Annotated in this window: 21 protein-coding genes; 7 read left to right on the top strand and 14 right to left on the bottom strand. The window is 71.1% G+C overall.

What is annotated here, in order from left to right:
* Nucleotides 1-31: 31 nt before the first annotated feature.
* Both ACZ4WS_RS11540 and ACZ4WS_RS11535 read right to left on the bottom strand, forming a co-directional pair.
* Nucleotides 32-1828, bottom strand: a complete 1797-nt coding sequence (locus tag ACZ4WS_RS11540) for a TIGR03767 family metallophosphoesterase (RefSeq protein WP_467979426.1) — start codon at nt 1826-1828, stop codon at nt 32-34.
* A gap of 272 nt (nt 1829-2100) precedes the next feature.
* On the bottom strand, nt 2101-2559 hold the full coding sequence (locus ACZ4WS_RS11535) for an NUDIX domain-containing protein (RefSeq protein WP_467979425.1): 459 nt from the start codon (nt 2557-2559) through the stop codon (nt 2101-2103).
* 207 nt (nt 2560-2766) lie between these two features.
* On the opposite strand from ACZ4WS_RS11535, the gene ACZ4WS_RS11530 reads away from it, so the two are divergent.
* Both ACZ4WS_RS11530 and ACZ4WS_RS11525 read left to right on the top strand, forming a co-directional pair.
* Nucleotides 2767-3303 carry a CGNR zinc finger domain-containing protein gene (locus ACZ4WS_RS11530; protein WP_467979423.1) on the top strand — a complete coding sequence of 179 codons (537 nt, stop codon included), beginning with the start codon at nt 2767-2769 and terminating at the stop codon, nt 3301-3303.
* 276 nt (nt 3304-3579) lie between these two features.
* Nucleotides 3580-6891, top strand: coding sequence for a S8 family serine peptidase (locus ACZ4WS_RS11525; protein ID WP_467979421.1), 3312 nt, complete (start codon nt 3580-3582; stop codon nt 6889-6891).
* Between the two features lie 101 nt (nt 6892-6992).
* Here the strand turns inward: ACZ4WS_RS11525 and ACZ4WS_RS11520 are convergent, their stop codons facing one another.
* Nucleotides 6993-7781, bottom strand: a complete 789-nt coding sequence (locus ACZ4WS_RS11520; protein WP_467979419.1) for a hypothetical protein — start codon at nt 7779-7781, stop codon at nt 6993-6995.
* A 1-nt stretch (nt 7782) separates the two neighbouring features.
* Nucleotides 7783-8310 carry a sigma-70 family RNA polymerase sigma factor gene (locus ACZ4WS_RS11515; RefSeq protein ID WP_467979417.1) on the bottom strand — a complete coding sequence of 176 codons (528 nt, stop codon included), beginning with the start codon at nt 8308-8310 and terminating at the stop codon, nt 7783-7785.
* Between the two features lie 344 nt (nt 8311-8654).
* Between ACZ4WS_RS11515 and ACZ4WS_RS11510 the strand changes: the two genes are divergently transcribed.
* Nucleotides 8655-9671, top strand: a complete 1017-nt coding sequence (locus ACZ4WS_RS11510) for an aspartate-semialdehyde dehydrogenase (RefSeq protein ID WP_467979415.1) — start codon at nt 8655-8657, stop codon at nt 9669-9671.
* 59 nt (nt 9672-9730) lie between these two features.
* Here ACZ4WS_RS11510 and ACZ4WS_RS11505 read toward each other — a convergent pair whose 3' ends face one another.
* On the bottom strand, nt 9731-10201 hold the full coding sequence (locus ACZ4WS_RS11505) for a DUF1203 domain-containing protein (RefSeq protein WP_467979413.1): 471 nt from the start codon (nt 10199-10201) through the stop codon (nt 9731-9733).
* Nucleotides 10202-10313: 112 nt separating this feature from the next.
* On the opposite strand from ACZ4WS_RS11505, the gene pepN reads away from it, so the two are divergent.
* A complete protein-coding gene (gene pepN / locus ACZ4WS_RS11500) occupies nt 10314-12893 on the top strand; it encodes an aminopeptidase N (RefSeq protein WP_467979411.1) in 2580 nt (859 codons plus the stop codon).
* 86 nt (nt 12894-12979) lie between these two features.
* On the opposite strand, the gene ACZ4WS_RS11495 is transcribed toward pepN, so the two are convergent.
* The 5 genes from ACZ4WS_RS11495 to ACZ4WS_RS11475 all read right to left on the bottom strand — a co-directional run bounded on the left by ACZ4WS_RS11495 (nt 12980) and on the right by ACZ4WS_RS11475 (nt 18262).
* Nucleotides 12980-13756, bottom strand: a complete 777-nt coding sequence (locus ACZ4WS_RS11495; protein ID WP_467979409.1) for an SDR family NAD(P)-dependent oxidoreductase — start codon at nt 13754-13756, stop codon at nt 12980-12982.
* A 118-nt stretch (nt 13757-13874) separates the two neighbouring features.
* Nucleotides 13875-15221, bottom strand: a complete 1347-nt coding sequence (locus tag ACZ4WS_RS11490; protein WP_467979962.1) for a sigma-70 family RNA polymerase sigma factor — start codon at nt 15219-15221, stop codon at nt 13875-13877.
* A gap of 150 nt (nt 15222-15371) precedes the next feature.
* Nucleotides 15372-16286, bottom strand: a complete 915-nt coding sequence (locus ACZ4WS_RS11485) for a LysR substrate-binding domain-containing protein (protein WP_467979408.1) — start codon at nt 16284-16286, stop codon at nt 15372-15374.
* A 24-nt stretch (nt 16287-16310) separates the two neighbouring features.
* Nucleotides 16311-17258: a DMT family transporter gene (locus ACZ4WS_RS11480; protein ID WP_467979406.1), complete on the bottom strand. Its 948-nt coding sequence runs from the start codon at nt 17256-17258 to the stop codon at nt 16311-16313.
* Nucleotides 17259-17314: 56 nt separating this feature from the next.
* Complete coding sequence (locus ACZ4WS_RS11475) at nt 17315-18262, bottom strand: EamA family transporter (RefSeq protein WP_467979404.1); 948 nt, start codon at nt 18260-18262, stop codon at nt 17315-17317.
* Between the two features lie 128 nt (nt 18263-18390).
* Between ACZ4WS_RS11475 and ACZ4WS_RS11470 the strand changes: the two genes are divergently transcribed.
* Both ACZ4WS_RS11470 and ACZ4WS_RS11465 read left to right on the top strand, forming a co-directional pair.
* The gene (locus tag ACZ4WS_RS11470) at nt 18391-18960 is read left to right on the top strand and encodes a MarR family winged helix-turn-helix transcriptional regulator (RefSeq protein WP_467979403.1); all 570 of its coding nucleotides are present in this window, start codon (nt 18391-18393) and stop codon (nt 18958-18960) included.
* A gap of 22 nt (nt 18961-18982) precedes the next feature.
* On the top strand, nt 18983-19525 hold the full coding sequence (locus ACZ4WS_RS11465; RefSeq protein ID WP_467979401.1) for a DUF1707 SHOCT-like domain-containing protein: 543 nt from the start codon (nt 18983-18985) through the stop codon (nt 19523-19525).
* Nucleotides 19526-19590: 65 nt separating this feature from the next.
* On the opposite strand, the gene ACZ4WS_RS11460 is transcribed toward ACZ4WS_RS11465, so the two are convergent.
* The gene (locus tag ACZ4WS_RS11460) at nt 19591-21096 is read right to left on the bottom strand and encodes an FAD-dependent monooxygenase (protein WP_467979399.1); all 1506 of its coding nucleotides are present in this window, start codon (nt 21094-21096) and stop codon (nt 19591-19593) included.
* Nucleotides 21097-21313: 217 nt separating this feature from the next.
* On the opposite strand from ACZ4WS_RS11460, the gene ACZ4WS_RS11455 reads away from it, so the two are divergent.
* On the top strand, nt 21314-21976 hold the full coding sequence (locus tag ACZ4WS_RS11455) for a TetR/AcrR family transcriptional regulator (protein ID WP_467979397.1): 663 nt from the start codon (nt 21314-21316) through the stop codon (nt 21974-21976).
* 114 nt (nt 21977-22090) lie between these two features.
* Here the strand turns inward: ACZ4WS_RS11455 and ACZ4WS_RS11450 are convergent, their stop codons facing one another.
* The 3 genes from ACZ4WS_RS11450 to ACZ4WS_RS11440 all read right to left on the bottom strand — a co-directional run bounded on the left by ACZ4WS_RS11450 (nt 22091) and on the right by ACZ4WS_RS11440 (nt 24810).
* Entirely contained in the window at nt 22091-22330 is a 240-nt protein-coding gene (locus tag ACZ4WS_RS11450) for a hypothetical protein (protein WP_467979396.1), read from the bottom strand.
* Between the two features lie 80 nt (nt 22331-22410).
* The gene (malQ, locus tag ACZ4WS_RS11445; RefSeq protein WP_467979394.1) at nt 22411-24552 is read right to left on the bottom strand and encodes a 4-alpha-glucanotransferase; all 2142 of its coding nucleotides are present in this window, start codon (nt 24550-24552) and stop codon (nt 22411-22413) included.
* The gene (locus ACZ4WS_RS11440) at nt 24553-24810 is read right to left on the bottom strand and encodes a hypothetical protein (RefSeq protein ID WP_467979393.1); all 258 of its coding nucleotides are present in this window, start codon (nt 24808-24810) and stop codon (nt 24553-24555) included.
* Nucleotides 24811-25004 lie beyond the last annotated feature (194 nt).

Below are 25004 nucleotides of genomic sequence, written 5' to 3'. Positions count from 1 at the left end.
ACGGGCAGGCGTGAAGGTTGCTGCCCTCGCGTCAGTTGGGCCGGTTCCAGCCCTTCTTGAGGACCAGCTCCGTGTTGCGGTCGCGCGAGGCGCCCGACAGGTCCGAGTGGGTGCCGGGGGCGTTGAAGGACAGCTCGCGGTACAGCGCCGCGAGGCCCGTCTGGGTGAGGTCGGAGAAGTCCGTGCCGTGCGGGGCGGCGGATTCGATGAGGGTGGTGAAGAGGGAGAGCGTGCCGTCCTTGTTGTCCACCAGCTCGATCACGCGGGCGAGTTGGGGGAAGTCGACGTGGGAGGCGGTGTTGATCTCCCAGAAGGAGCCGCCTCCCGGCGCGGAGTGCGGGATGATCTCGTTCCGGTGGGTGTGGCCGTTCACCCAGGCCAGGACGTTGCGGTGGCTGGAGAGAAGGGCGACGACCTCGCCGCCGCCGTGCCGCTTCTCGGCCGGGTGGGCCGGGTCGTGGTGGGTGTTGTCCATCGACTTGCTGGTGTGGTGGCTGAAGACGATGGCGTACGAGTCCTTGTTGTCGCGCAGCGTCTTGTCCAGCCACTTCAGCTGGGCGGTGCCGATGGAGCCCGCGTAGTGGCCGCCCGGGTCGGTGGTGTCGATGCTGATGCCGATGACGTCCTCGGCGATGCGGAAGACGTAGTACTGGGTGCCCGCGGAGAGGTTCGCCTGCGAGTAGCCGTGGCCGATCGGACCGGGGCCGGTGTACGCCGGGTCGAGGTGCGCCCGGAGGTATTCGGCGGGCGTGAACGGGGCGCGGGACTCGTCCGGGGTGACCGAGCGCATCTGCCGTGTCTGCGTCTTGAGCAGGTCCCGGAAGTGGGCGCCCTTCGGGTCGCTGCCGTCCTTGATGGCCTTGCGCAGCGCGACGCTCTGCGCGGCGGGCAGCGTCATCAGCTTCTTGCCGCCGACGGCGAAGTCGGTGAGGAAGGAGTCGTTGTGCGAGGCGTAGCAGCCGAGCGGCAGGGCGTCGTGGTTGCCCACCGTGGAGTACCAGGGCAGGCTCAGGCCGGGGCTGCGCAGCTCGCGGATCGCCGCCTCCAGGAAGCCGTCGATGTGCGGGAAGCCGAGCTGCTTGTCGGCGTCGCGCAGGGCCGCGTCGGGCTGCCAGTACAGCTTGAGGCCGCTGTTCTGGACGCCCTCGTAGTGGCGCGGGTCGCCGCTGTTGGGGCTGATCCGGCCGCCGCTCATGACCTTCAGGAACCAGTCCAGCTCCGTCTTGGAGTTGTTGTCCGTGTTGTCCCCGGTGGTCATGACGAAGTGCAGCGGGGAGCCGGTGACGGGGGCTCCGCGCAGCGAGTTGACCCGCTCGACGAGGGAGACGGCGCCGGCGACGGTCAGGCTCTCCTGCGGGCGCCAGGCGTTCGCCGCCCCCGAGCGCAGGTACTCCAGGCGCAGCGGGTGCTGGGCGTCGATCAGGTGCAGGTCGGTGAGCTGCACGAACGCGGCGAGCGCGGTGCGCCGCTCGGCCCGGCCCGACTTGGCCGCGGCCAGCTCGCCGCGCACCACCCGCTTCCAGCCGGGGCCGTCGCCGAGCCGCCGGTATCCGGCGGAGCCGGAGCGCGGGGCGGAGACGGTGCGCAGGGTGGTGCCGCGCGTGTACGGGACCAGCTCGGCGGGGGCCAGCGGGCTCACCCCGCTCGACCGGGCGCCGGTGTGTGCGAGGGAGTCGGCGACGGGCGTCTGGCTCGTCGCGGCGTGCGCGTCCGAGCCGGGCCGCAGGGCGAAGCCGATCCCCGCGGAGAGGGACACCGCCCCGGTGGCGGCGAGAAGCGTACGGCGGTTCATGGCAGCGGAAGTGGCGACAGAGCGTATGCGCGACATGGCGCGGTCTCCCCGAGTGCGAACGCGTCGGCAGTGGTCGCGGGGCGCTCGACTCGCGAACGTCCCGCTCACACTGGATCGTTGGCACCGGGGATGACCTGGACGTTAACTGAGCAGCAACGGCCAACGCCGATCACCGTACGTGGATCTTGGACTACCCTGCGCGTCCATGGAGCCCTCCCCGAACGGCCGGGAGGCGGTCACTCCGCGTTCATTTTCCGGGGTACTGAACCTATTTCCCGGGTGTTCCGCCCGCCTGGGCGGTCACACGGTCACGTCCCGGGGCGGGGCACACGTCCGACGGCCGGACGCTCTCGCCACAGGGCGAGGCCGATGTCGACGAGTCCGACCCGGCGCAGGCCCGGCACGTCGTCGAGCGGGTGCCAGGCCGCCATGTCGGTGGACCCGTTGGTCTCGTGGCGCAGCGCGCCGCCGGTGATCCGGCCCTCGTAGACGAGCCGCAGGGCGTGGTAGTCGGTGGTGGTCCCGAGGCGGCGCGGAAGCTCGCGCCGGATCGAGTCCACGCCGAGCAGCCCGGTGGCCTCGAACACGTACCCCGTCTCCTCCCCGACCTCCCGGACGACGGTGTCGTACGGGTCCTCGCCGTGGTCCATGCCACCGCCCGGCAGCACCCACTCGTGGACGCCGTCGTCGTCCTGGCTGCGGGCGAGCAGCAGCTGCCCGTCCCTGACACATATGGCGTAGGCCGCCACCCTCAACCGCCTCTGCACGCAGCGACGTTAGCGCGCCGGAGCCGGATTGGCCGGTGAGTATGCGGGCCTCCGGATTGCCGAGCGTCAGGACAGTCCCCTCTGTCGATGGCAGCCCCATGAAGGAACCAACCTAACCTAACCTCTCCAATCGAGATTAAAGGTTAGAATTCATGAACGCAACCGGTCACATACTCTTGACCGGTTAGCAGCGAAGGGAGCCCCACCGTGTCCGCCACCTCCGACCCCCGCCCGCTCACCGGGGAGCCGCTCTCGCTCGACCTGCTCAACACTCGCTGGAACCGCGAGGGAGTGGTGCAGGACCTGCTGACGGACACCGAGGGCCTGGCGGTGTGGCTGGCCGCGAACGGGCTCGACTTCCCGGCCGACGAGACAGTCCTGCGGCACACACTCCAGGCCCGCGACGCCCTGCGCGCCGTCGTCGACGGCTCTCCGGAGGAAGGGGCCGACCGCGTCGACGCCGTCCTCGCGCACGGGCGGGTCCGCCTGACACTGGCCGCCCAAGGGCCGGGCGAGAGCGCCGAGTTCAGGGACCCGTCCTGGGGGCCCGCGTGGCTCGCCGCGCGCGACTACCTGGAGCTGCTCGGCACCGCCCCCGACCGCATCCGCCGCTGCGCCCACGACTCGTGCATCCTGCACTTCTTCGACACCTCGCGGAACGGCACCCGCCGCTGGTGCTCGATGGCGACGTGCGGTAACCGGGCGAAGGCGTCCCGGCACTACGCGCGCACGAAGGAGAGTTGACCGGCACCACGCACGCACGAAAGAGAGTCAAGTCGACAAAGAGGGATAACCCTATCGCCCGACATGTCGCCCCATAGCGCGCTATCACCGGTGTGACGTATGGCGGAAGTACGCCATGGCTCTATCCCGCCTCGGTCAACTCTCCCCAAACAACTGCCCCTTAGGTAAAGCTGAGCGGTCATCCGGGTTCACATACCGGACTGATGCGATCAGGTCCCGATAGACCGTCGGAACCCGTTCGTTCCACGCTCGTTCCTTTACCTACAAGGGATGCTGATGACCCCCGACCCTCAGCGCGCTCCGATCTCGGGCGCGAGACGCGTGGCCCGCATAGCCGTGGCCGCGGGCCTGGTGGCCGCGCTCTCCGCGGCCGGGCCGATACCCATGGCCTTCTCCGCGGACAGCGGCGCCCCGGCAGCGGACCCCGGCACCAAGTCCGCGGCCGCCAAGCTCGGTTCGGCCGACGCCGACCTCCTCGCCGAGGCCAAGGCCAACGGCGACAAGAACGTCACGATGATGATCGCCACCGCTCCCGGTCAGACCGAGCAGGTCGCCAAGGAGCTGGACGCGGTCAAGGGCGGCTCCGTGGGCCGCACGTACGACAAGCTCGGTTACGTCCGGGCCACCGTACCCACCGGCAGGGCCGACTCGGCCATCGCCGCCGCCGCGAAGCTGACGTCCGTGCACGGCATCGACCTGCGCCAGGAGATCGCCGAGGACGACCCGACGCCGAGCGCCGACACGGCCAAGGGCGCCAAGGAGCAGGCCACTACGACGGCCACGTACTCCGGCCCGTCCAAGAGCACGCCCGCCGAGAACCCGTACAACCCGTCCTTCGAGACGGGCGCCGTCGACTTCGTGAAGGAGCACCCGAAGTCGGACGGCCGGGGCATCACCATCGGCATCCTCGACTCCGGTGTCGACCTGGGCCACCCCGCGCTGCAGAAGACGACCACCGGCGAGCGCAAGATCGTCGACTGGGTCACCTCGACCGACCCGATCGTGGACGGCGACGCGACCTGGCGCCCGATGGTCTCGTCCGTCTCCGGGCCGACCTTCACCTACGGCGGCAAGACCTGGACGGCGCCGGCGGGCTCGTACCAGATCAGCACGTTCAAGGAGTCCGCGACCGCGGGCGGTGACGCCAAGGGCGACGCGAACCGCGACGGCGACACCACCGACTCGTGGGGCGTCCTGTACGACGCGGCGGCCGGGACGGTCACCGTCGACCTGAACAACAACAGCGACTTCACCGACGACACGCCGATGAAGCCGTACAAGGACGGCTACCAGATCGGCTACTTCGGCACCGACGACCCGTCGACCGACGTCGTCGAGCGCCAGCCGTTCGTCGTGGAGATCCGCAAGGACGTCCCGATGGACCCGTACGGCGGCGACTGGGTCGGCAAGAAGGCCGACTTCGTCAACATCGGCGTCATCGAGTCCGAGCACGGCACGCACGTCGCGGGCATCACCTCCGCGAACGGCCTGTTCGGCGGCAAGATGAACGGCGCGGCCCCGGGCGCGAAGATCGTCTCGTCCCGTGCCTGCACCTGGACCGGCGGCTGCACCAACGTCGCGCTCACCGAGGGCATGATCGACCTCGTCGCCAACCGTGGCGTCGACATCGTCAACATGTCCATCGGCGGTCTGCCCGCGCTCAACGACGGCAACAACGCGCGCGCCGAGCTCTACACGCGCCTCATCGACACCTACGGCGTCCAGCTGGTGATCTCCGCGGGCAACTCCGGCCCCGGCGCCAACACGATCGGCGACCCCGGCCTGGCCGACAAGGTCATCTCGGTCGGCGCGTCCATCTCCAAGGAGACCTGGGCCGCCAACTACGGCTCGCAGGTGACGAAGCCGTACCAGCTGCTGCCCTTCTCCTCGCGCGGCCCGCGTGAGGACGGCGGCTTCACGCCGACGCTGACCGCGCCCGGTGCGTCGATCAACTCGACGCAGACCTGGCTCCCGGGCACCCCGGTCGCCGAGGCGGGCTACACGCTGCCAGCCGGCTACTCGATGCTCCAGGGCACGTCGATGGCGTCGCCGCAGGCCGCGGGCGCGTCCGCGCTGCTCCTGTCGGCCGCCAAGCAGAAGGGCATCGCCCTCACCCCGGCCACCCTGCGCACGGCGCTGACCTCGACCGCCGACCACATCAGGGGTGTCCAGGCGTACGAGGAGGGCGCCGGCCTCATCAACATCGTGGACGCGTGGGACTCCATCAAGGACAACGCGACCGCCCACGACTACACCGTCAAGGCGCCGGTCGACACCGCGATCGACTACGCGCTGAAGACGCCGGGCTACGGCACGGGTCTGTACGACCGCGAGGGCGGGCTCAAGGCCGGTGACAAGAAGACGTACGACATCACCATCACGCGTACGTCCGGCGCCGACAAGGCGATCCGCCACGAGCTGCACCTCGAGAACAACGCCGCCGGCACGTTCAAGATCGTCGGCTCCGACGAGGTCAAGCTCCCGCTGAACCAGCCGGTGACCGTGAAGGTCCAGGCCGCCCCGACGTCCGCGGGCATCAAGAGCGCGATCCTGGAGGTCGACGACCCGAGCACCGAGGGCATCGACAAGCAGATCCTGTCGACCGTCGTGGTCTCCACGCCGGTCAAGTACACCTACTCCGCGTCGAGTTCGGTGCAGCGCAACAGCAGCCAATCGTACTTCGTGACCGTCCCCGAGGGCGCCAAGTCCCTCGAGGTCGCGATCAGCGGGCTGAAGGACAAGAGCCAGACGCGGTTCATCGCGATCCACCCGTACGGCGTTCCGGTCGACAACACCGGCACCCCGTACTGCTACCCGAACTACCTCGACGGCAACGGCTGCAAGCCCGACGTGCGTTCGTACGCGGACCCGCAGGCCGGCGTCTGGGAGATCGAGGTCGAGTCGCGCCGTACGTCGCCACTGCTCGACAACCCGTACAAGCTCGACGTCTCCGTGCTCGGCGCGGCCTTCGACCCGGCCGTCGTGACCGTCCCCGAGGCCAAGGTCGGCACCCCGGCCGCCGCCTCCTGGAAGGTGACGAACAACTACGCCGCGCTCGACGGCACCCTGAAGGGCGGCCCGCTCGGCTCCTCGCTGACCACGCGGCCGACCATCGCCGACGGGGCGACGCAGACCACCACGGTCGACGTGCCCGCGGGCGCCACGTCCCTCGACGTCGCCATCGGCAACGTCTCCGACGCGGCCGCCGACCTCGACCTGACGGTGTACAACGCCGCCGGGACCGTCGTCGGCACCTCCGCGGACGGCGACTCCGAGGAGGCCGTCTCCATCGCCTCCCCCGCCGCCGGGACCTACACCATCGAGGTCGCGGGCTACTCGGTCCCGTCGGGCTCGACCGCGTACGACTACCAGGACGTGTTCTTCTCGTCCTCGCTCGGCACCGTCACGGTCGACGAGTCCACCCCGGTGAAGCTCGCCACGGGTGCCTCGGCGTCCGTGTCCGCCTCGGTCACCGCCGCGGCCGCGGCGCCCGAGGGACGCGAGTTCTTCGGCCAGGTCCAGCTGGTGAACGCGCGCGGCACGGTCGCGGGCCTCGGCAGCGTGAAGATCGAGAAGGTCACGCCGTAGTACTCGGCTGATCTGTAGGGGCGGGCGTCCGGGAAACGGGCGCCCGCCCTTTCTCATGCACACGTGAGGCCGTGTCTCATGCACACGTGAGGCCGTGGAACTCACTCACACGTGAGGCCGCGGGACTGGGGCAGCGCCTTGAGGATCCACTCCCTTTCACGGGCGATGGCCTTCTCGCCCGTGGTCCAGATGTCGGGAGACGCCGCGTGGCCCGGGATGCCGATCAGGACGTGGTCGCCCTTGTGCAGCCGCGGGTAGACGTCCTCGTCCATCACGAAGGTGATCTGGTCCTTCCCCTTGTCCGGCTTGTAGTAGCGGTCCACGTCGAAGGTGATCCGGTCCTGCGCCGCACCGGGGAACGGCTCGACCTCCGCGACGGTGCCCTCGACGATGAGCCGGGAGCAGGCGACGTAGCCGGGTGCGCTGAGCGAGGCGTCCCCGCCCCTGCTGTCCCCGCTGTCCGCCTTGGACGACTTGGCGGAGTCGCTCGACGCGCCGACCCCGTTCTGTGCGATGAGCCAGCCCATGCCGACGACCATCGTGGCCACGACGGCCGCGACGAGCGTCCCGAGAATGACGGAGCGGGCGCCGGGATGCCGGGAGCGCTTCTTCGGGGCGCCTGCCGGACGCCGGTTCCTGGGCTTCCTGGCCCCCCTGGACTTCCTTGCCTTCCGGTTCCGGCGCGCCGGAACCGACTCGGTCACCTCCGCACCGTCGGCCACCGCGCCCCCGATGATCGCCAGCTGTTCCCGCAGCAGCGCCAGGTCCGCCACCGCGGCACGGTGCTCCGCCAGGAACTCGGCGTCGTCGCGGGCCTCCTCGGACAGCGGCTCGTCCGTGATCGCGGCCATGAGCGCGTCGGCGACTGGATTGCCCTCGTACTCGGTCACGTCACACCACCTCGTCCTCGTGCAGGCGGGCGCGCAGGGCGCGGACCGCCGAGTGCAGCCTGCTCTTGACCGTGCCCTCGGGAATGCCGAGCTCCTCGGCGATCCCGCGCACGGGCAGATCGGCGTAGAAACGCAGGACGAGGACCTGGCGCTGGGCGTCCGGAAGTTCGTCCAGGCCCTGGGCGACGGCGAGCGAGAGCACGCTGGAGTCCTCGTCCGAGGGGTGCTCCAACTGCCGCAGCCCGGCGAGGCGTTCACCGAGCCGCTCCTGGCGTCGCTTGGCACGGTGCCAGTCCATCGCCAGGTTCGAGGCGACGACCGCCGCCCACGCGGACACGTCGCGCGGCGCCTCGTCCCCCTTCGCCGCGCGCTCCAGCAACCGCAGGCGGACCTGCTGCACCCCGTCCGGCAGGTCCGCCTGCGGTACGCCGCCGAGCGCGAGCACCGCCCGCACCCGGCGTTCCTGAGCCGCGTCCAGGGGGTCGTCCACCCCCTGGGCACGGCGTGCCTTTCTGCGCAGCACAGCCACCCCTCCCCTCCCCGCGTTTCCTCTACGACGCAGGGGGCGCCGGAAACGTTCGGCCGAGTTTCCGCGCGCCGGCCCGAGGCGTACGTCACACCCTGACGCGAACGGGTGCGGCGCGGTACACGGGAGCGGGTGCAACGGATCAGTACGGCTTCCCGTCCACGGTGTCCGCGGGGCGCATTTCTCCAGATCAGCAGGGGTGACGACCGGATGATCGGAACCGGAGGCCGGTCCCGGCCCGTCCCACTCCTCGGGCCACGCGGGGAAAGGATTGGACACGCGGGCACGGGTGAGACGCATCATGGAAACGCTCGACCACGCAATACGTAAGCAAAGAGGGAGTCGCCGTGAAGGTCGGAATCGTCGGAGCCACCGGTCAGGTCGGCACAGTCATGCGCAGGATCCTGGTCGAGCGGGACTTCCCGGTCACCGAGCTGCGCCTGTTCGCCTCGGCCCGCTCGGCCGGGTCGGTGGTCGACGGTGTGACGGTGGAGGACGCTTCCACGGCCGACTACTCGGGCCTGGACATCGTGCTGTTCTCGGCGGGCGGCGCGACCTCGAAGGCGCTGGCCGAGAAGGTCGCCTCGCAGGGCGCGGTAGTGATCGACAACTCGTCGGCCTGGCGCAAGGACCCGGACGTACCCCTCGTGGTCTCCGAGGTGAACCCGCACGCGATCGCGGACCGCCCCAAGGGCATCATCGCGAACCCGAACTGCACGACGATGGCCGCGATGCCGGTGCTGAAGCCGCTGCACGAGGAGGCGGGCCTGGAGGCGCTGGTCGTCGCCACCTACCAGGCGGTGTCCGGTTCGGGTGTCGCGGGCGTGGCCGAGCTGTACGGGCAGGCCCAGAAGGTCGTCGCCGACGCCGACAAGCTGACCCATGACGGCGAGGCGGTCGAGTTCCCCGAGCCGCAGGTCTACAAGCGCCCCATCGCCTTCAACGTGATCCCGCTCGCGGGCTCGATCGTCGACGACGGACTGCACGAGACGGACGAGGAGCAGAAGCTCCGCAACGAATCCCGCAAGATCCTGGAGATCCCCGCCCTCAAGGTCTCCGGCACCTGCGTCCGCGTCCCGGTCTTCTCCGGCCACTCCCTCCAGGTGAACGCCCGCTTCGCCCGCCCCCTCACGGTGGAGCGCGCCACGGAGCTCCTCGCGGGTGCCCCCGGTGTCGTCCTCTCGGACATCCCGACCCCCCTCGAGGCCGCCGGCAAGGACGCCTCGTACGTCGGCCGCATCCGCACCGACGAGACCGTCGAGCACGGCCTGGCCCTCTTCGTCTCCAACGACAACCTCCGCAAGGGCGCCGCGCTGAACGCGGTGCAGATCGCGGAGCTGGTCGCCGCGGAGCTGAAGAGCTGACGCCTTCCGTACCCGACAGGGGGCGGTCACCGGACACCGGTGGCCGCCCCCTGTGGCGTTCAACCCCGGCGCACCTCGTACAGGAAACAGCCGTACTCCACGGCCCGGACATGGACGAGGGCCACCTCGGGGTCGGCGAAGGCTTCCGCGAAGGACTCCTCGAAGGTGTCCTCCACGAGTCGGCCCCCGAGGATGTGGCCGCCGGCCGAGTAACGGCGGACCGTGCGGTGGGCGTTGGCGAACGGGTAGCCCTCCCCATCCGGCCCCGCGCACTCCTCGGCGTGGACGAAGACCGGTCCCTGCTCGTCGTACGCCCCCGGGTCAGCGCCCGTCCCGGCAGCCCAGCGGCGCAGCGGGGCGTACGAGACGAGGGCGATGTGCTCGCCGGGCTCGCTGCGGCGCAGGCAGCAGCGGAGCGGGGCGCCGCCCTCCTCGTCCGTCTCGGTGGTCATCGGGCGGCCCGCGTCGTCGACCGCGCGCAGCTCCTTCAGGACGGTCGCTTCGATGGGTCGTGCGGTGTACGTCGTCATGCGTCCAGGCTCGCGTCCGCGCGGGCCTGGCACCGGCGGGAAACGGACATCGCGTTCCGTGCACGTCCCGTGGAAGGATGGCGCAACCCACACATAACGAGGAGATGACCGCGTGCCTGGCACAAACCTGACCCGCGAAGAGGCGCAGCAGCGGGCATCGCTGCTCACCGTTGACTCGTACGAGATCGATCTCGACCTCTCCGGCGCGCAGGAGGGCGGCACCTACAGGTCCGTGACCACGGTGCGCTTCGACTCGGCCGAGACGGGCGCGGAGTCCTTCGTCGACCTGGTGGCCCCGGCCGTCCACGAGGTCACCCTGAACGGGGACGCGCTCGACCCCGCCGACGTCTTCAAGGACTCGCGGATCGCCCTGCCCGGGCTACTGGAGGGCCGCAACGTCCTCCGTGTCGTGGCCGACTGCGCGTACACCAACACCGGCGAGGGCCTCCACCGCTTCGTCGACCCGGTCGACCAGCAGGCCTACCTCTACACCCAGTTCGAGGTCCCGGACGCTCGCCGCGTCTTCGCGAGCTTCGAGCAGCCGGACCTGAAGGCCACCTTCCAGTTCACCGTGAAGGCGCCCACGGGCTGGACCGTCATCTCCAACTCGCCGACGCCGGAGCCCAAGGACGACACCTGGGTCTTCGAGCCGACGCCGCGGATCTCCACGTACATCACCGCGCTGATCGTCGGGCCGTACCACAGCGTCCACAGCGTGTACGAGAAGGACGGGCAGACCGTCCCGCTCGGCATCTACTGCCGGCCCTCGCTCGCCGAGTTCCTCGACTCGGACGCGATCTTCGAGGTCACGCGGCAGGGCTTCGACTGGTTCCAGGAGAAGTTCGACTACGCGTACCCGTTCAAGAAGTACGACCAGCTCTTCGTGCCGGAGTTCAACGCGGGCGCGATGGAGAACGCGGGCGCGGTGACGATCCGGGACCAGTACGTGTTCCGGTCGAAGGTCACGGACGCCGCGTACGAGGTGCGCGCCGAGACGATCCTGCACGAGCTGGCGCACATGTGGTTCGGCGACCTCGTCACCATGGAGTGGTGGAACGACCTCTGGCTGAACGAGTCGTTCGCGACGTACACCTCCATCGCCTGTCAGGCGTACGCCCCGGGCAGCCGCTGGCCGCACTCCTGGACCACCTTCGCCAACTCCATGAAGACGTGGGCGTACCGGCAGGACCAGCTCCCGTCGACGCACCCGATCATGGCGGAGATCCGCGATCTGGACGACGTGCTCGTCAACTTCGACGGGATCACCTACGCCAAGGGTGCCAGCGTCCTCAAGCAGCTTGTCGCGTATGTCGGGATGGACGAGTTCTTCAGCGGCGTACAGGCTTATTTCAAGGCGCACGCCTACGGCAACACGCGGCTGTCCGATCTGCTGGGCGCGCTGGAGGAGACCTCCGGTCGTGACCTGAAGAACTGGTCGGAGAAATGGCTGCAGACGGCGGGCATCAACATCCTCCGCCCGGAGATCGAGACGGACGCGAACGGCGTCATCACCTCGTTCGCCATCCGCCAGGAGGCCCCGGCGCTGCCCACCGGCGCCAAGGGCGAGCCCACCCTCCGCCCGCACCGCATCGCGATCGGCCTGTACGACCTCGACGACGACAGCGGCAAGCTGCTGCGCGACGAGCGCGTGGAGCTGGACGTCGACGGCGAGCTGACCCCCGTACCGCAGCTGGTCGGCAAGCGCCGCCCGGCCGTGATCCTGCTCAACGACGACGACCTGACGTACACGAAGGTCCGCCTCGACGAGCAGTCGCTGGCCTTCGTCACCGAGCACCTCGGCGACTTCGAGTCCTCCCTCCCCCGCGCCCTGTGCTGGGCCTCGGCCTGGGACATGACGCGCGACGCGGAGCTCGCGACCCGCGACTACCTGTCGCTCGTGCTGTCCGGCATCGGCAAGGAGTCCGACATCGGTGTCGTGCAGTCGCTGCAGCGCCAGGTGAAGATGGCGATCGAGCTGTACGCCGACCCGGCCTCCCGCGAGGCCCTGCTGACCCGCTGGACGGAGGCGACGCTGGCGCATCTGCAGGCGGCCGAGCCCGGCAGCGACCACCAGCTGGCCTGGGCGCGCGCGTTCGCGGCGACCGCCCGTACGCCGGAACAGCTGGACCTCCTGGAGGCGCTGCTCGAAGGCCGGGAGACCATCGAGGGCCTCGCCGTCGACACCGAGCTCCGCTGGGCCTTCGTGGAGCGGCTCGCGGCGGTCGGACGCTACGACGAGGCGGAGATCGCCGGCGAGTACGAGCGCGACAAGACGGCGGCCGGTGAGCGCCACGCCGCGACCGCCCGCGCCGCCCGTCCCACCGAGGAGGCGAAGACGGAGGCCTGGGCCCAGGTCGTCGAGTCCGACAAGCTCCCGAACGCCGTGCAGGAGGCGGTGATCGGCGGTTTCGTGCAGACCGACCAGCGCGAGCTGCTCGCCCCCTACACGGACAAGTACTTCGCCGTGGTCAAGGACATCTGGGACTCCCGCTCGCACGAGATCGCCCAGCAGATCGTGATCGGTCTCTACCCGTCCTTCCAGGTCTCCGAGGAGACCCTCGCCAAGTCGGACGCGTGGCTGGCCTCCGCCGAGCCCAGCCCGGCCCTGCGGCGCCTGGTCTCGGAGTCCCGCTCGGGCATCGAGCGGGCCCTGAAGGCACAGGCGGCGGACGCGGCGGCGGCTGCCGCGTAGGCACTGGTTGTCCGTGGGTGGGGGCGCTCGGCGTTGGCCGGGCGCCCCCTTTCACGCTCCGGTGCACAGGGCGCGCAACAGATGGTTCAGCGGGGGATCATCCCGCCGGTGACGTTGACGAACGTGCCGGTGATCCCGCCGGCGTGGTCGGAGGCGAGGAAGGCGGCGGTGGCCGCGACCTCGGGGAGTGTCGGGTTGCGGCGGGTCATGCGCATGCCCGCCAGGTTGGCCAGCAGGCCCTGGAGCGCGTTCTCGTCGAGGTCCATGGCGCTGTCGACGGCGGCGAGCTTCTCGCGGGTCAGCGTCTCGGGTACCCCGGCCGCCCACAGGCCCACGGCCCGGACCCCGCGCGGGCCCAGCTCCATCGCCAGGTTCCGCACCAGTGTGTCGGTCGCCGCGTCCGCGGGCCCCGTACCGCCCATCATCGGGCTGCCGTGCGCCGAGCCGCTGTTGAGGGCGAGCACCACTCCGGAGCCGCGCTCGGCCATGCGCCGGGCGGCGGCGCGGGCGGTGATGAAGTTGGCGTGGATGCCGGTCACCACGGGCCGCACGAAGTCGTCGACGGGCATGTCGAGCAGCGGGAGACCCTGGACGTCGCCGCGGGTGACGAGGTTGAACGAGATGTCGACGGCGTCCAGCGACGCGACGTGCGCCTCGACCGCCGCTTCGTCCAGGGCGTCGACGACGGCCGTCTCGGCGTGGCCGCCCGCCGCCGTGATGTCCTTGGCCACCACGTCGAGCGTCTCCGGTGTACGTCCCACGAGGTGCACGCGGGCGCCCTCGCGGGCGAAGGTACGGGCGACGGCACCGCCGATGCTTCCGCCTGCGCCGTAGACGACCGCGGTCTTGTCGGTGAGCAGCATGGTGATCCTCCGTGGTGGCGGGGTTCGTACGAGTCGGTCATGAAGACGTACGCACGCTCCCCAACTCATCGGTACCGGTCCTCACCACTTGTCATCGCTCGTCATCGGTCCTCATCGGTCAGAGCCGCAGCGGCAGCCCGAACGCCGGGAAGAGGTGCGGCTCGAAGGAGGTGATCTCCACGATCCGGTCGACCTCGATACGCAGTACGTCGAGGACCTGGGCGCGATAGACGGTCGTACCCGGGCGTCGTACGTACCCCCCGGCCGCCAGCTGCCCGTTCGCGCGGGCGGGGAGGTGACGCCAGTGGCCGAAGAACATCGGGGACGCGGGGTCGAGACTGGTCCGCAGGAAGTCGGTGACCGCCTCGCGGCCGACGAACCAGAAGGGATTCGGCGGCATCGTGAGCGTGATGTCCTCGCTGAGCAGGGTGGCGACCTCGGTGAGATCGAGGCGTTCGGCGGCGGCCATGTAGCGCTTGAGGATGTCGCGCGCGCGAGCGTCGGACTGGGCGGTCCAGTCGGCGCGGTGGCGGGGCAGCCGGTCGCGCAGGGTGGGCCTGGCCCGCTGGAGCGCGCTGTTGACCGAGGCCACGGTCATCTCCAGCGCCTCGGCGGTCTCCGCGGCGGTGAGCCCGAGCACATCGCGCAGGACGAGGACGGCGCGCTGGCGGGGCGGCAGATGCTGGACGGCGGCAAGGAAGACGAGCTCCATGGTCTCCCGGGAGACGGCGACGGCGTCCGGCTGCTCCTCGGCGGAGGGCAGGTCGTCGTCGGGATACGGCTGCAGCCAGGTGATACGGGCCGGGGGCTCGGCACCGCTGCCGTGGTTCATGCCGGGCAGCGGCTCGTACCGCTGGGGGCGGCGTGCCGTGCGCCGCTGGAAGTCCAGGCAGGTGTTGGTGGCGATCCGGTACAGCCAGGTCCGTACGCTCGCCCGCCCCGCGAACCCGTCCCTCGCCCGCCACGCCCTCAGGAACGTCTCCTGTACGAGATCCTCCGCGTCGTCGTACGAACCGGTCATCCGGTAACAGTGCACGCGGAGTTCACGTCGGTACGACTCCACGAGCGCGGCGAAGTCCCCTTCTCCGAGGGCGACTTCCGTAACGCCTTCGCCCGTGACGGAATCGTCCCGCGGCTCCCCTCCCTCTCCCTCTCCCCTTCTCCTTCTCGCTCCCCCTCCCCCTCCCCCTTCCTTCGCGGTGTCCCGCGCCATCCGGGCGATACGCCGCAGCCGTCCGACGGAGGACGCCAACTCGCCGACCCCGGAGTAGAAGACGGACGGCGGCTGCGGCACGAGCGCCCCGACCTGCCGCCCGACTTCCTCGATGAGCCCCTGCACGGTGTCCGCGGGCTCCGCCCGCCGCTCCCGGTACGCCTTCTGCCGACAGGCGGCGGAGCAGTACACCGAGCTCCGCCCCTTCCGCCCCGCCCGCGCGGGCAACGCCTTCCCACAACTGCGGCACATGACATCGACCACGGGGACCTCCGGGGAGTTACGTAACGCTAGTTTCCAGCCCGTCCGGCGTTTGAGGACGAGCGCGTCAGCGCGATACGGGGGTCTGGGGGCGGAGCCCGCAGGGACGGGAAGGGTAGGGACGGCAGGGGCGAAAAACCCCTACCGCCCCAACCCACCCGCCACCTCCCGAAGCACCCCCAGCACCCACCCCACCGCAGCCCCCTCCTCCGCCCCCCGCCGCACCGCGGCGACCACATGCCGACGCGGGCGATCCTCGACAAGCTCCCGCATGACGACCCCCTCCCGTCCCACACAAGCCATCCGCGGCACCAGCGCCACCCCCATCCCCGCCTCCACCATGGACAGAATCGCCGTCCACCCAGCCGCCGAGTGCCCCTGATGGGGACTGAACCCGGCCGCCTCACACGCCCTCCGAGTGATGTCCGACCACGGCCCACTCCCCCCGAAGATCCATGACTCGGCGGCGAAGTCGGCCAACCGCACACCCGGCACGGCGGCGAGCGCATGGTCGCGAGGCAGCGCGAGATCAAGCGGATCGGCGAGCAACGGCACCCGGGTGAACCGCGGATCCGCCGCGGACGGCGCCTGCGCGGCGAGCGACAGCGCGAGATCCACCGCCCCGGCGCCGAGCAACTCGTACGCCTCCCCCGCCTCGGCCTCCCGCACCTGCACCACGACCCCGGGCCGGGTCACACGCAGCGCCCGCACGGCGGGCACGACGAGCGCGGGCACGGCGGTCGAGAAGGCCCCCACCCGCACCTCCCCGACCTCTCCGTGGGCATAAGCGGTCAACTCGGCGTCCGCGCGCTCCAGTTGCTCGAACACGGCCTCCGCGTGCCGCAGCACCAGCTCCGCCGCATCCGTGAGCCGCACCCGCCGCCCCTGCGCCTCCAGCAGGGTCACCCCGAGCTGCTTGGCGAGGTTGGTCAGCTGCTGCGACACGGCCGAGGGGGTCAGCAGCAGCGCCTCGGCGGTCGCGGTGACGGTCCCGCGTTCCCGCAGGGTCCGCAGAATCTGCAGCTTCTTGATGTCCCACTTGTCGTACTCGGCCATGGCGGCAACCTATCCCGCACCCGTTCAGCGGCCCCTGGGAGCGGCGCCGAGGACGACTCCGCCCAGGATCAGGGCCATGCAGACGAGCTGCGTCCCGGTCGTCGGCTCACCCAGGACCGCGTACGACAGGGCCGCCACGCACACCGGCTGGAGGTAGTAGACCGCTCCGGCGCGGGCCGCGCCGATCAGGGAGATCGCCTTGTTCCAGGCGAAGAAGGCGACGGCGGACGAGGCGACTCCGACGTAGAGGAGGGGTCCGACGGTGGCGGGCGTGGGCGCGAACCCGCCCTGGAGGGTCACGCTCAGCGCGTACGCCGGGAGCAGCATCGCCGTGCCCAGGGCGAAAGTGGTGAACAGGAAGGTGAGTCCGGTGAGTTCGGCGGGCCTGCGGCGCAGGAGCGCGCTGTACGAGGCGAAGCACGTCGCCGCCGCGATCATCCAGAGGTCGCCCGGGGCCAGGTCCAGGGAGAGCGAGCCCCCGCCGACCAGAAGCAGGACCCCGGCGCAGGCGATCAGCATCCCGGTGACCCGGCGCGCTCCCAGACGTACGCCGCCGCCCCGCTCGTACACCGCCATCAGGACCGGTGACGCGGCCATGATCATGCCCATGTTTCCGGCGGAGGTGGAGACGCCCGCCTGGTTGACCAGGGTGTTGTACACGGTGACGCCCAGGAGGGCGGCGAGGAGGACATGGCCCAGGCGGCGACGTACCAGCGCGCGCTGCCGCCAGGCCTGGCGCGCCGCGAACGGGGCGACCGCCACCAGCGCGACCGCCCAGCGCCAGAACGCCTGCTGCACGGGCGGCACGCTGTCGTGCAGGGCGCGCGCGGCGACGAAGCTGCCGGACCAGACGACCGTGGCGACGGCCGCGAGGGCGATACCGAGACCGGCGGCTCCCGTTCCCTTGGTCGCCGCTCCCTTGGTCGTCACGGTCGGCGTGCGGTGCGTACGGGTCCGGTCCAGGACTGCCACGAAAGTCTCGTACCTCTCCAGTGCTCGGTGATCGGTGATCGGTGATCGGTACCGAACTACCGTCGCAAGGCAGGACCTGTCATGTCCATCGAATCTTTTCGAGCATTCCTTTCAGAAGAACTGAAAGGTCCCTCCACGGCCACGCGGGTACGCGGCTTGAGCTGCCCGAAGACCGTCGCCCCGAACGCCAGCGTCATGCCGGCCAGTTGCACCGGCGTCAGCGCCTGCCCCAGCGCCGCCCAGCCGATGACGGCGGCGGTCAGCGGCGAGAGCGGGCCGAGGAGGGTGACCTGGGTGGCGGTGAGCCGGCCGATGCCGCGGAACCAGAGCCAGTACCCGACCGCCGTGTTCGCCAGCGCGAGGTACAGGTATCCGCCGACCGCCCGGCCGTCCAGCGCGGGCGGCGCACCCTCGACGAGGAGGGCAACGGGTGCGATCAGCAGCCCGCCGGCCGTCAGCTGCCAGGCGGTCAGCGCCAGCGGGCCGACCCCGTCCGGCCGCCCCCACCTCTTGGTGAGCACGGTGCCGGTGGACATCGACGCGGTCGAGGCGAGCGCCGCGAGCACGCCCACCGCGTCGAGCGCGCCCGCCGCCTTCAGGACGACGAGGCTGACACCGAGGGCCGCGGCGATGCCGGTGAGGAGCGTACGGAGGGTCGGGCGGTCGCTGAGCAGCAGCGCCGAGAGGCCCGCGACGAACAGCGGCCCGATCGAGCCGACGACCGCCGCCATGCCGCCGGGCAGCCGGTACGCGGAGAGGAACAGGAGCGGGAAGAAGGCGCCGATGTTCAGCGCGCCCAGCACCGCTGCCTTCCCCCACCAGACACCGCGCGGCAGTACCCGCGCCAGCGCGAGGAGCAGCAGCCCCGCGGGCAGGGCGCGCATCAGCCCCGTGAACAGGGGCCGGTCGGCGGGCAGGAACTCGGTGGTGACGGCGTAGGTGCTGCCCCAGGACATGGGGGCGAGCGCGGTGAGAGCTATGAGGGCGGGGCGGTTCGCGGCCATGAGGGCACCCGGTTTCAAGGCAGGTCGGAGCGAGTCAGAGTAGGTCAGCGGAAAGTAGCTTAGTCGTAAGCTACTTTCCGTCAAGCCACTTTCTTGCGAACGACCGACCTGCGACGGATACTCCCCCCATGAACGCGAGCCCGCAGGACACGGCCCCCAAGGCAGCCCCCAAGGCCTCCTCGGCTTCCAAGACCACCAAGACCTCCAAGGTCCGCAACGACCCCGTCGACGCGATCATCGAGCAGTGGGCCACCGTCCGGCCGGACCTCGACACCGCGGCGATGGAGGTCTTCGGGCGGATCTTCCGGCTCTCGCGGGCGATGAGCGACCGGATGGAGAAGGCGTACGTGCGCTTCGGGATCTCGCGCGGGGAGTTCGACGTACTGGCGACCCTGCGCCGCTCGGACGCCCCGTACACGCTCTCGCCCCGGCAGCTCTCGGCGACGCTCATGATGACCACGGGCGGGATGACCGGACGCCTCGACAAGCTGGAGCGGGCCGGGCTGCTGCGGCGCTCGCCCGATCCGCACGACCGGCGCGGGCTCCGGGTGACCCTCACGGACGAGGGCCTGCGCCTGATCGACGGGGCCGTCGAGGCGGGCCTGGCCGCCCAGACGGAGGCCCTCTCCGCCCTCGACGAGGATCAGGCCGGCCAACTGGCGGGCCTGTTGCGCCAGTTGCTGGCGGCCACCGAGTAGAGGCCACCACTAGAGTGAAAGGGTGACCACCACGCCGGAGAACCAGCCGCCACGGATCACCGAGGACGACCGCGACACGGCCGTGCGGCGTCTGCAGGACGCGTACGCCGTAGGGCACCTCTCGCACGAGGAGATGGACGAACGCCTCCACCAGGCGCTCACCGCCGAGACGCACGGCGAGCTGGTACCGGCGCTGGCCTCGCTCCCGGACGTGGACGCGGGCCCCACGTCCACGATCGCCGCCAACGGCGGACGGATCGAGCGGCGCGGCGCATGGCGGGTGCCGCGGTTCCTCAAGGTCGAGTCCGCATACGGAAGGGTGCACCTCGACCTGTCCCGGGCGGTCATCGAACACCCGGTGGTCGACATCGAGTTGCAGCTCGGCTCCGGCAAGGCGAAGATCACGGTGCCTCACGACGCGGTTGTCGACTTCGAGGATCTGCACACCGTGTGGAAGACACCGCTCTACAGAATCCCGCGACGCTCCCGCCCCGGCGGGCCGAGGATCCGGATCACCGGGACCATGCATTTCGGCCGGCTGAAGATCCGCCACGCACGACGCTGATCACGCACGACGCCGAGGTCCCGGCCGACGCCGGGACCAGCGGCACTTCTTGTTCGTCCTCTCCTCTAGGCGGCGCCCACCGCCGCGGCCAGCGCCGCCTCGGTCTCCGTCGCGTCCGGGGACTCCGACGCCCAGGCCACGTATCCGTCGGGCCGCACCAGCATCGTCGTACGCCGGTCGCTCGCCCAACTCTCCACGGTGAGACGGTCCTTGCGGTCCCCGGCCTCGTACGACTGCGCAGCCGACCCCGGAGCCGTCCCCGGAGCCGACTTCGGCGTGACGAGGACGAACCGGCCGCCGCGCAGGGCCTCGTAGAGACGGCCGCTTTCCAGGGCGACGTCCGGGACGCGCGTGCCGACGAGGGAGTGGGAGCCGCGCGGCGCCCCGTACGCGTACCCGATGCCCGTGATCCGGCCCGCCGCCTTGCGACGGGCGGGGCCGACGTGGTTGAGGAACGTGGTGAGCGTGGCGCGCAGCGCCAGCGTCCAGGGGTACTTGGCCATCGCGAGCCGTACGATGCCGCCGCTGCTGCGCAGGACCGACTTGCCCACGGGGTGGCGCTCGGCCTGATAGGTGTCCAACAGGGCGGCGTCCACATGCCCGTTGAGGACGGCCGCGAGCTTCCAGCCGAGGTTCGCCGCGTCCTGGAGTCCGGTGTTCATGCCCTGGCCGCCGGCCGGGGTGTGCACGTGCGCGGCGTCCCCGGCGAGGAAGACCCGCCCCACCCGGTACGCGGGCGCCTGGCGCTCATCGCTGTGGAAGCGGGACATCCAGCGGGCGTCGCGCATGCCGTAGTCGCGGCCGAGGGCGAGCCGGGCGATCTCCTTGACCTCGTCGAGCTCGAGCGGCTCACTGTCAGGGACGTTGCGGCCGCGGTGCCAGCCGATCACCCGGTAGTAGCCGTCGCCGAAGGGCGCGATGAAGGCGAAGGCGTCGCCGACGGCGTTGGCGGTCAGCACCGACTCCGGCTTCTCGTCGAGCAGGACGTCCGCGAGGACGACGGACCGGATGACCGACTTGCCGGGGAACGGCAGCCCGACCGCCTCCCGCACCGCGCTGCGCATCCCGTCCGTACCGACGACGTACGCGGCCGTGAGCTGCTCCGACTCGCCGTCCCGGCTACCGTTCGGGCCCCGGACTTCGAGCGTCACACCATCCGCGTCCTGGCTCAGTCCGGTCACCTCGGTCTCGTACACGAACCGCACCCCGGCCTCCTCCGCCCGCCGCTGCAACACCTTCTCCACCTCGTACTGCGGAATGACGAGGAGGTGGTTGAAGCGGGAGGGGAGGGTGTCGAGGGCGACGGTGAGACGACCGAAAAGGCGGATGCGGTCGAGGCGCTGACCTTGGGGCTCCAGGCCGTCGGCGAGGCCGCGGGCGTCGAGCTGCTCCAGAGTGCGGGCGTGCAGGACGAAGGCGCGGGAGAGGTTGCTGATCTTGTGCGGGCGCTTCTCGACGAGGGTGACGGGGACGCCGGCGGTGGCGAGGTCGCCGGCCAGCAGCAGCCCGGTGGGGCCGGAGCCGACGATGATGACGTTGCGGGAAGCGATGGGGCGGGTCTTGCCGTTCATGGCGGCCTCCTGATGCCAACGCTTGTTGGTCAACGCCTGTTGGCCAACGCTTGTTTGCAAACATACGGCGACTCACGTCGGAATGTCAACACTCGTTGGCCAACAACTGTTTGCCAACGCACGTCGACCTCCCACCCCGCGGGCCGTCAACACCCGTTGGCCAACACAAGGTGACCCACCCTGGACCGTCAACACATGTTGGCCTACGTTTGTTGGCATGGCTGTCAAGGAACCCCCCACACCCACACCCGCGCCCTCGGCGTCCGCCGAACCGGCCACACCGGCCGCATCAGCCGCATCAGCCGCATCAGCCGCATCAGCGCAACCACCCCGCCGCTCCGACGCCACCCGCTCGGCCATCCTCACGGCCGCCCGCGAGCGCTTCGCCGCCGACGGCTACGAACGCGCCACGATCCGCGCCATCGCCAAGGACGCGCGGATCGATCCGTCCATGGTGATGCGCTACTACGGCTCGAAGGAAGGGCTGTTCGCCGCCGTTCTCGACGTCGATCTGCGGCTGCCCGACCCGGCGGGGCTCGATCCGGACGACGTGGGCCGCGTTCTGGTGAGCCACTTCCTCGACCTCTGGGAGGAGAACGAGGTGCTCACGGCGATGCTCCGGGTCGGCGTCACCAACCCGGCCGGTGCCGAGCGCATGCAGGGCATCGTCAGGGACCAGCTCACGCCGGTCGCCGTGCACGCCTGCCCCGACCCCGAGCAGGCCCCGGCACGGGCCGCGCTCTGCGCCTCCCAGCTGCTCGGCCTCGCGCTCGCCCGCTACGTCCTGCGATTCCCACCGGCCGTCGCGCTGGTCCGCGAGGAGATCGTGGCGTGGCTGGGGCCGACGGTGCAGCGGTATCTCACGGCGCCGAATCCGTAGCCGAAGGCGCCCCCGCGACCGGGGCCCTTGAGGAAAAACGCGTCGAGGGAGTCCGCGCACCCGGCGGGTGCGCGGACTCCCTCGACGGAAAGAGCCGGTGAGAAGGGCTGGGAATCAGCTCTGCTTCTGCTGCTTGTGGGACTTGTCGAGGACCATCACGAGGCCCGCGATGATCGCGAACAGCGCGAGCGGCGCCACGACGTAGAGGCCCAGCGTGTCGATCACGCTCAGGCCATTGCCGGGGTCGTCACCGTCGTCGCGGGTGAGGGCGAGCGCGGGGGACGACATGAGCAGCATCATCAGCGTCGTACCGGCAGCCAGGGCGCCGGCGCGCAGGGCGTTCTTCTTGTCCACGGTGCAAACGTAGCGAACACCCGAATGAGCCGCGCGCCCGGGGGTGCCGTACGGAGGTCTCCGGGTTCCCTACGGAGGCCTCAGGGTCCCGCGTGCCCGCCCGTTCCACCGCTCCCTCCAGCACCCGAACGCCCCCGCAACACCTCCATCAGCGCATGCAGGCGGGGCGACGCGGCCAGCTCCTCCAGTGTCACCGGGCGGCCCTCGGCGTCGGCGATGGGCAGGCGCCAGTTGGGGTACTGGTCCCAGGTGCCGGGCAGGTTCTGCGGGCGGCGGTCGCCGACCGTGTCCGGGAGCCAGACGCCGATCATGCGGGCCGGGGTGCGCAGCAGGAACCGGTGCACGGCCTGGATCTCGGCCTCCTCCGACACCGCGGAGCACCCGCCGCTCGCGCCGCTCAGCAGCCCGAGCCGGGTCAGCAGCGCCAGCCACTCCCCCGCCTCCGCTGCCGCCGCGGCCCGCTCCTCCTCCAGGGAGCCGGTCAACAGGCCCAGTCGGTCCCGGAGTTCGACGTGGTCGCCGGTGAGCCGGGACGCGGTGGGCGGCAGGTCGTGCGTGGTGGCGGTGGCCAGGCAGTCGGCGCGCCAGCGCTCGGGGGGAAGGGGCTGTCCGTCGCCGTCCCAGTCGCGCTCGAACCACAGCACCGATGTGCCGAGCACCCCGCGCTCGTGCAGTGTCTCGCGCACCCCGGGTTCCACGGTGCCGAGGTCCTCGCCGATCACCAGCGCCCCGGCGCGCGAGGCCTCCAGGGTCAGGATCGCGAGCATCGCCTCGGCGTCGTAGCGGACGTATGTGCCCTCCGTGGGCGGCTGTCCCTGCGGGATCCACCAGAGCCGGAACAGGCCCATGACGTGGTCGATGCGCAGGGCGCCCGCGTACCGGAAGAGGGCGCGCAGGAGGCGGCGGTAGGGGGCGTAGCCCGAGGCGGCCAGCCGGTCCGGGCGCCAGGGCGGCAGGCTCCAGTCCTGGCCGCGCGCGTTGAAGGCGTCCGGGGGCGCGCCCACCGACATGCCCGCGGCGAAGTACTCCTGCTGCGCCCACGCGTCGGCCCCTTCCGGGTGTACGCCGACCGCGAGGTCGTGCACGAGCCCGACGGCCATCCCCGCGTCGCGGGCCGACCGCTGGGCGGTGGCGAGTTGGGCGTCGGTGAGCCAGGCGAGACGGCTGTGGAAGTCGACGCGGTCCATCAACTCGCCCCGGGCTCGGGCGGTTTCGGGCGAGCGGGGGTCGCGCAGCCCGGCGGGCCACGTCCGCCAGTCGGAGCCGTACACCTCGGCGAGCGCGCACCAGGTGACGTGGTCCTCCAGCGCCTCGCCCTGCTCGGCGAGGAAGTCGACGTACGCGGCCCGCCGCCCCGGCCCGAGCGGCACGGCGCGTACGAGCTCCAATGCCTCGCGCTTGAGCTCCCACACGGCGTCGCGGTCGATCAACGCGCCCTTGTGCAGCACGGATTCACGCAGCCGCTCGGCGCGCTCCAGCAGCGCCCGTACCCGGTCGCGGTCGTCGACGTACGCGAATTCGGGGATGTCCTCGACCCGCAGGTGCACCGGGTCGGGGAAGCGACGGGAGGAGGGGCGGTACGGGGAGGGGTCGGTGGGGGCGCCGGGTACGGCCGCGTGCAGCGGGTTGACCTGCACGAATCCGGCGCCGAGCGCCCGGCCCGCCCAGGCGGTCAGCTCGGCGAGGTCACCGAGGTCGCCCATGCCCCAGGAGCGGCGGGAGAGGAGGGAGTAGAGCTGGACGAGGAGTCCGTATGTGCGTCCGGGCGGGCTGGGCAGCCGGGCGGGGGCCACGACGAGGTGGACGTCGGCGGTACGGCCGTCGGGGGCGGTGGCGTACAACGCGTGGACGCCGGGCGGGAGTTGCTCGGCCGAGGCGCGGGTCTCGCCCTGTTCGGTCTCGATACGGAGGCGGGTGCCGTCCGGCAGTTCGGCCAGCAGGGTGGGGGCGCGGCCTCCCCAGCACACCACCGTCGGCGGCAGCAGCCGCTTCCGCGTCTCGGCCTCCCGGGAGGCGAGGGCCGCGCGTACGGCATCCGCGGTGCTCGCGTCGACGCCGAGCGCCGCCAGGGCCGCGACGAGCGCGGCGTCCGAGGCCGCGACCGTACGGTCCGGGGACGGGCGGTAGGAGGTGGCGACGCCGTGCAGTTCGGCGAGCCGGGACAGGGGCGTCGTCTGCGGGGGCGTCGTCTGCGGAGGGTCGGCGGGCCGACGAGGTGCCATCTAGACCCCCGAGGCGGCGCCGGTGGAGGTGGGCTCGCTCGTCAGGTGCGCGGCGTCGGCCAGCGGCGGCTCACTGGTGAGCGGTTCGGCGTCGGGGAGTGGGGGTTCGCTGGTCAGCGGCGGCTCGGCGCCGGCGCCCTCCGCGCTGAAGACGCGCAGCTGAGGGTCCCCGTGCGGACGCGGGTTCACGAGGTGGACGGACGGCTCCGCCTCGCGTTTGGACAGGGCCGAGAGCAGAAGGTGTGCCGATGCGGCCACAGGGGCCTCCTTGTCGAGACGACAGCTGGCGGGTCACCGCAGCCCTACCCAGCGGGCGCGACGGCAGACGTACACGGACGAACAACGTGCTTCTGGTCACATTCTGTTCCACCCCATGACGCGCGTGGGTGAGGAGACGCCGTACGGGGGCGCACGCCCTCGGTGCACGCGTGGTGAGCCGCTGTGGCGGCAGG

This window comes from Streptomyces sp. NPDC029292, assembly GCF_055569295.1.
Note: the sequence above shows the minus strand (reverse complement) of the source record. Positions and strands in the feature narration are given on the sequence as shown.

What these genes read in the sequence shown, in the direction of transcription:
- ACZ4WS_RS11470 (WP_467979403.1), top strand. Translation starts at nt 18,391, where the DNA reads ATGAACGCGAGCCCGCAGGACACGGCCCCCAAGGCAGCCCCCAAGGCC.
- ACZ4WS_RS11525 (WP_467979421.1), top strand. Translation starts at nt 3,580, where the DNA reads ATGACCCCCGACCCTCAGCGCGCTCCGATCTCGGGCGCGAGACGCGTG.
- malQ (WP_467979394.1), bottom strand. Translation starts at nt 24,552, where the DNA reads ATGGCACCTCGTCGGCCCGCCGACCCTCCGCAGACGACGCCCCCGCAG.
- ACZ4WS_RS11490 (WP_467979962.1), bottom strand. Translation starts at nt 15,221, where the DNA reads ATGTGCCGCAGTTGTGGGAAGGCGTTGCCCGCGCGGGCGGGGCGGAAG.
- ACZ4WS_RS11505 (WP_467979413.1), bottom strand. Translation starts at nt 10,201, where the DNA reads ATGACGACGTACACCGCACGACCCATCGAAGCGACCGTCCTGAAGGAG.
- ACZ4WS_RS11485 (WP_467979408.1), bottom strand. Translation starts at nt 16,286, where the DNA reads ATGGCCGAGTACGACAAGTGGGACATCAAGAAGCTGCAGATTCTGCGG.
- ACZ4WS_RS11460 (WP_467979399.1), bottom strand. Translation starts at nt 21,096, where the DNA reads ATGAACGGCAAGACCCGCCCCATCGCTTCCCGCAACGTCATCATCGTC.
- ACZ4WS_RS11495 (WP_467979409.1), bottom strand. Translation starts at nt 13,756, where the DNA reads ATGCTGCTCACCGACAAGACCGCGGTCGTCTACGGCGCAGGCGGAAGC.
- ACZ4WS_RS11540 (WP_467979426.1), bottom strand. Translation starts at nt 1,828, where the DNA reads ATGTCGCGCATACGCTCTGTCGCCACTTCCGCTGCCATGAACCGCCGT.
- ACZ4WS_RS11455 (WP_467979397.1), top strand. Translation starts at nt 21,314, where the DNA reads ATGGCTGTCAAGGAACCCCCCACACCCACACCCGCGCCCTCGGCGTCC.
- ACZ4WS_RS11475 (WP_467979404.1), bottom strand. Translation starts at nt 18,262, where the DNA reads ATGGCCGCGAACCGCCCCGCCCTCATAGCTCTCACCGCGCTCGCCCCC.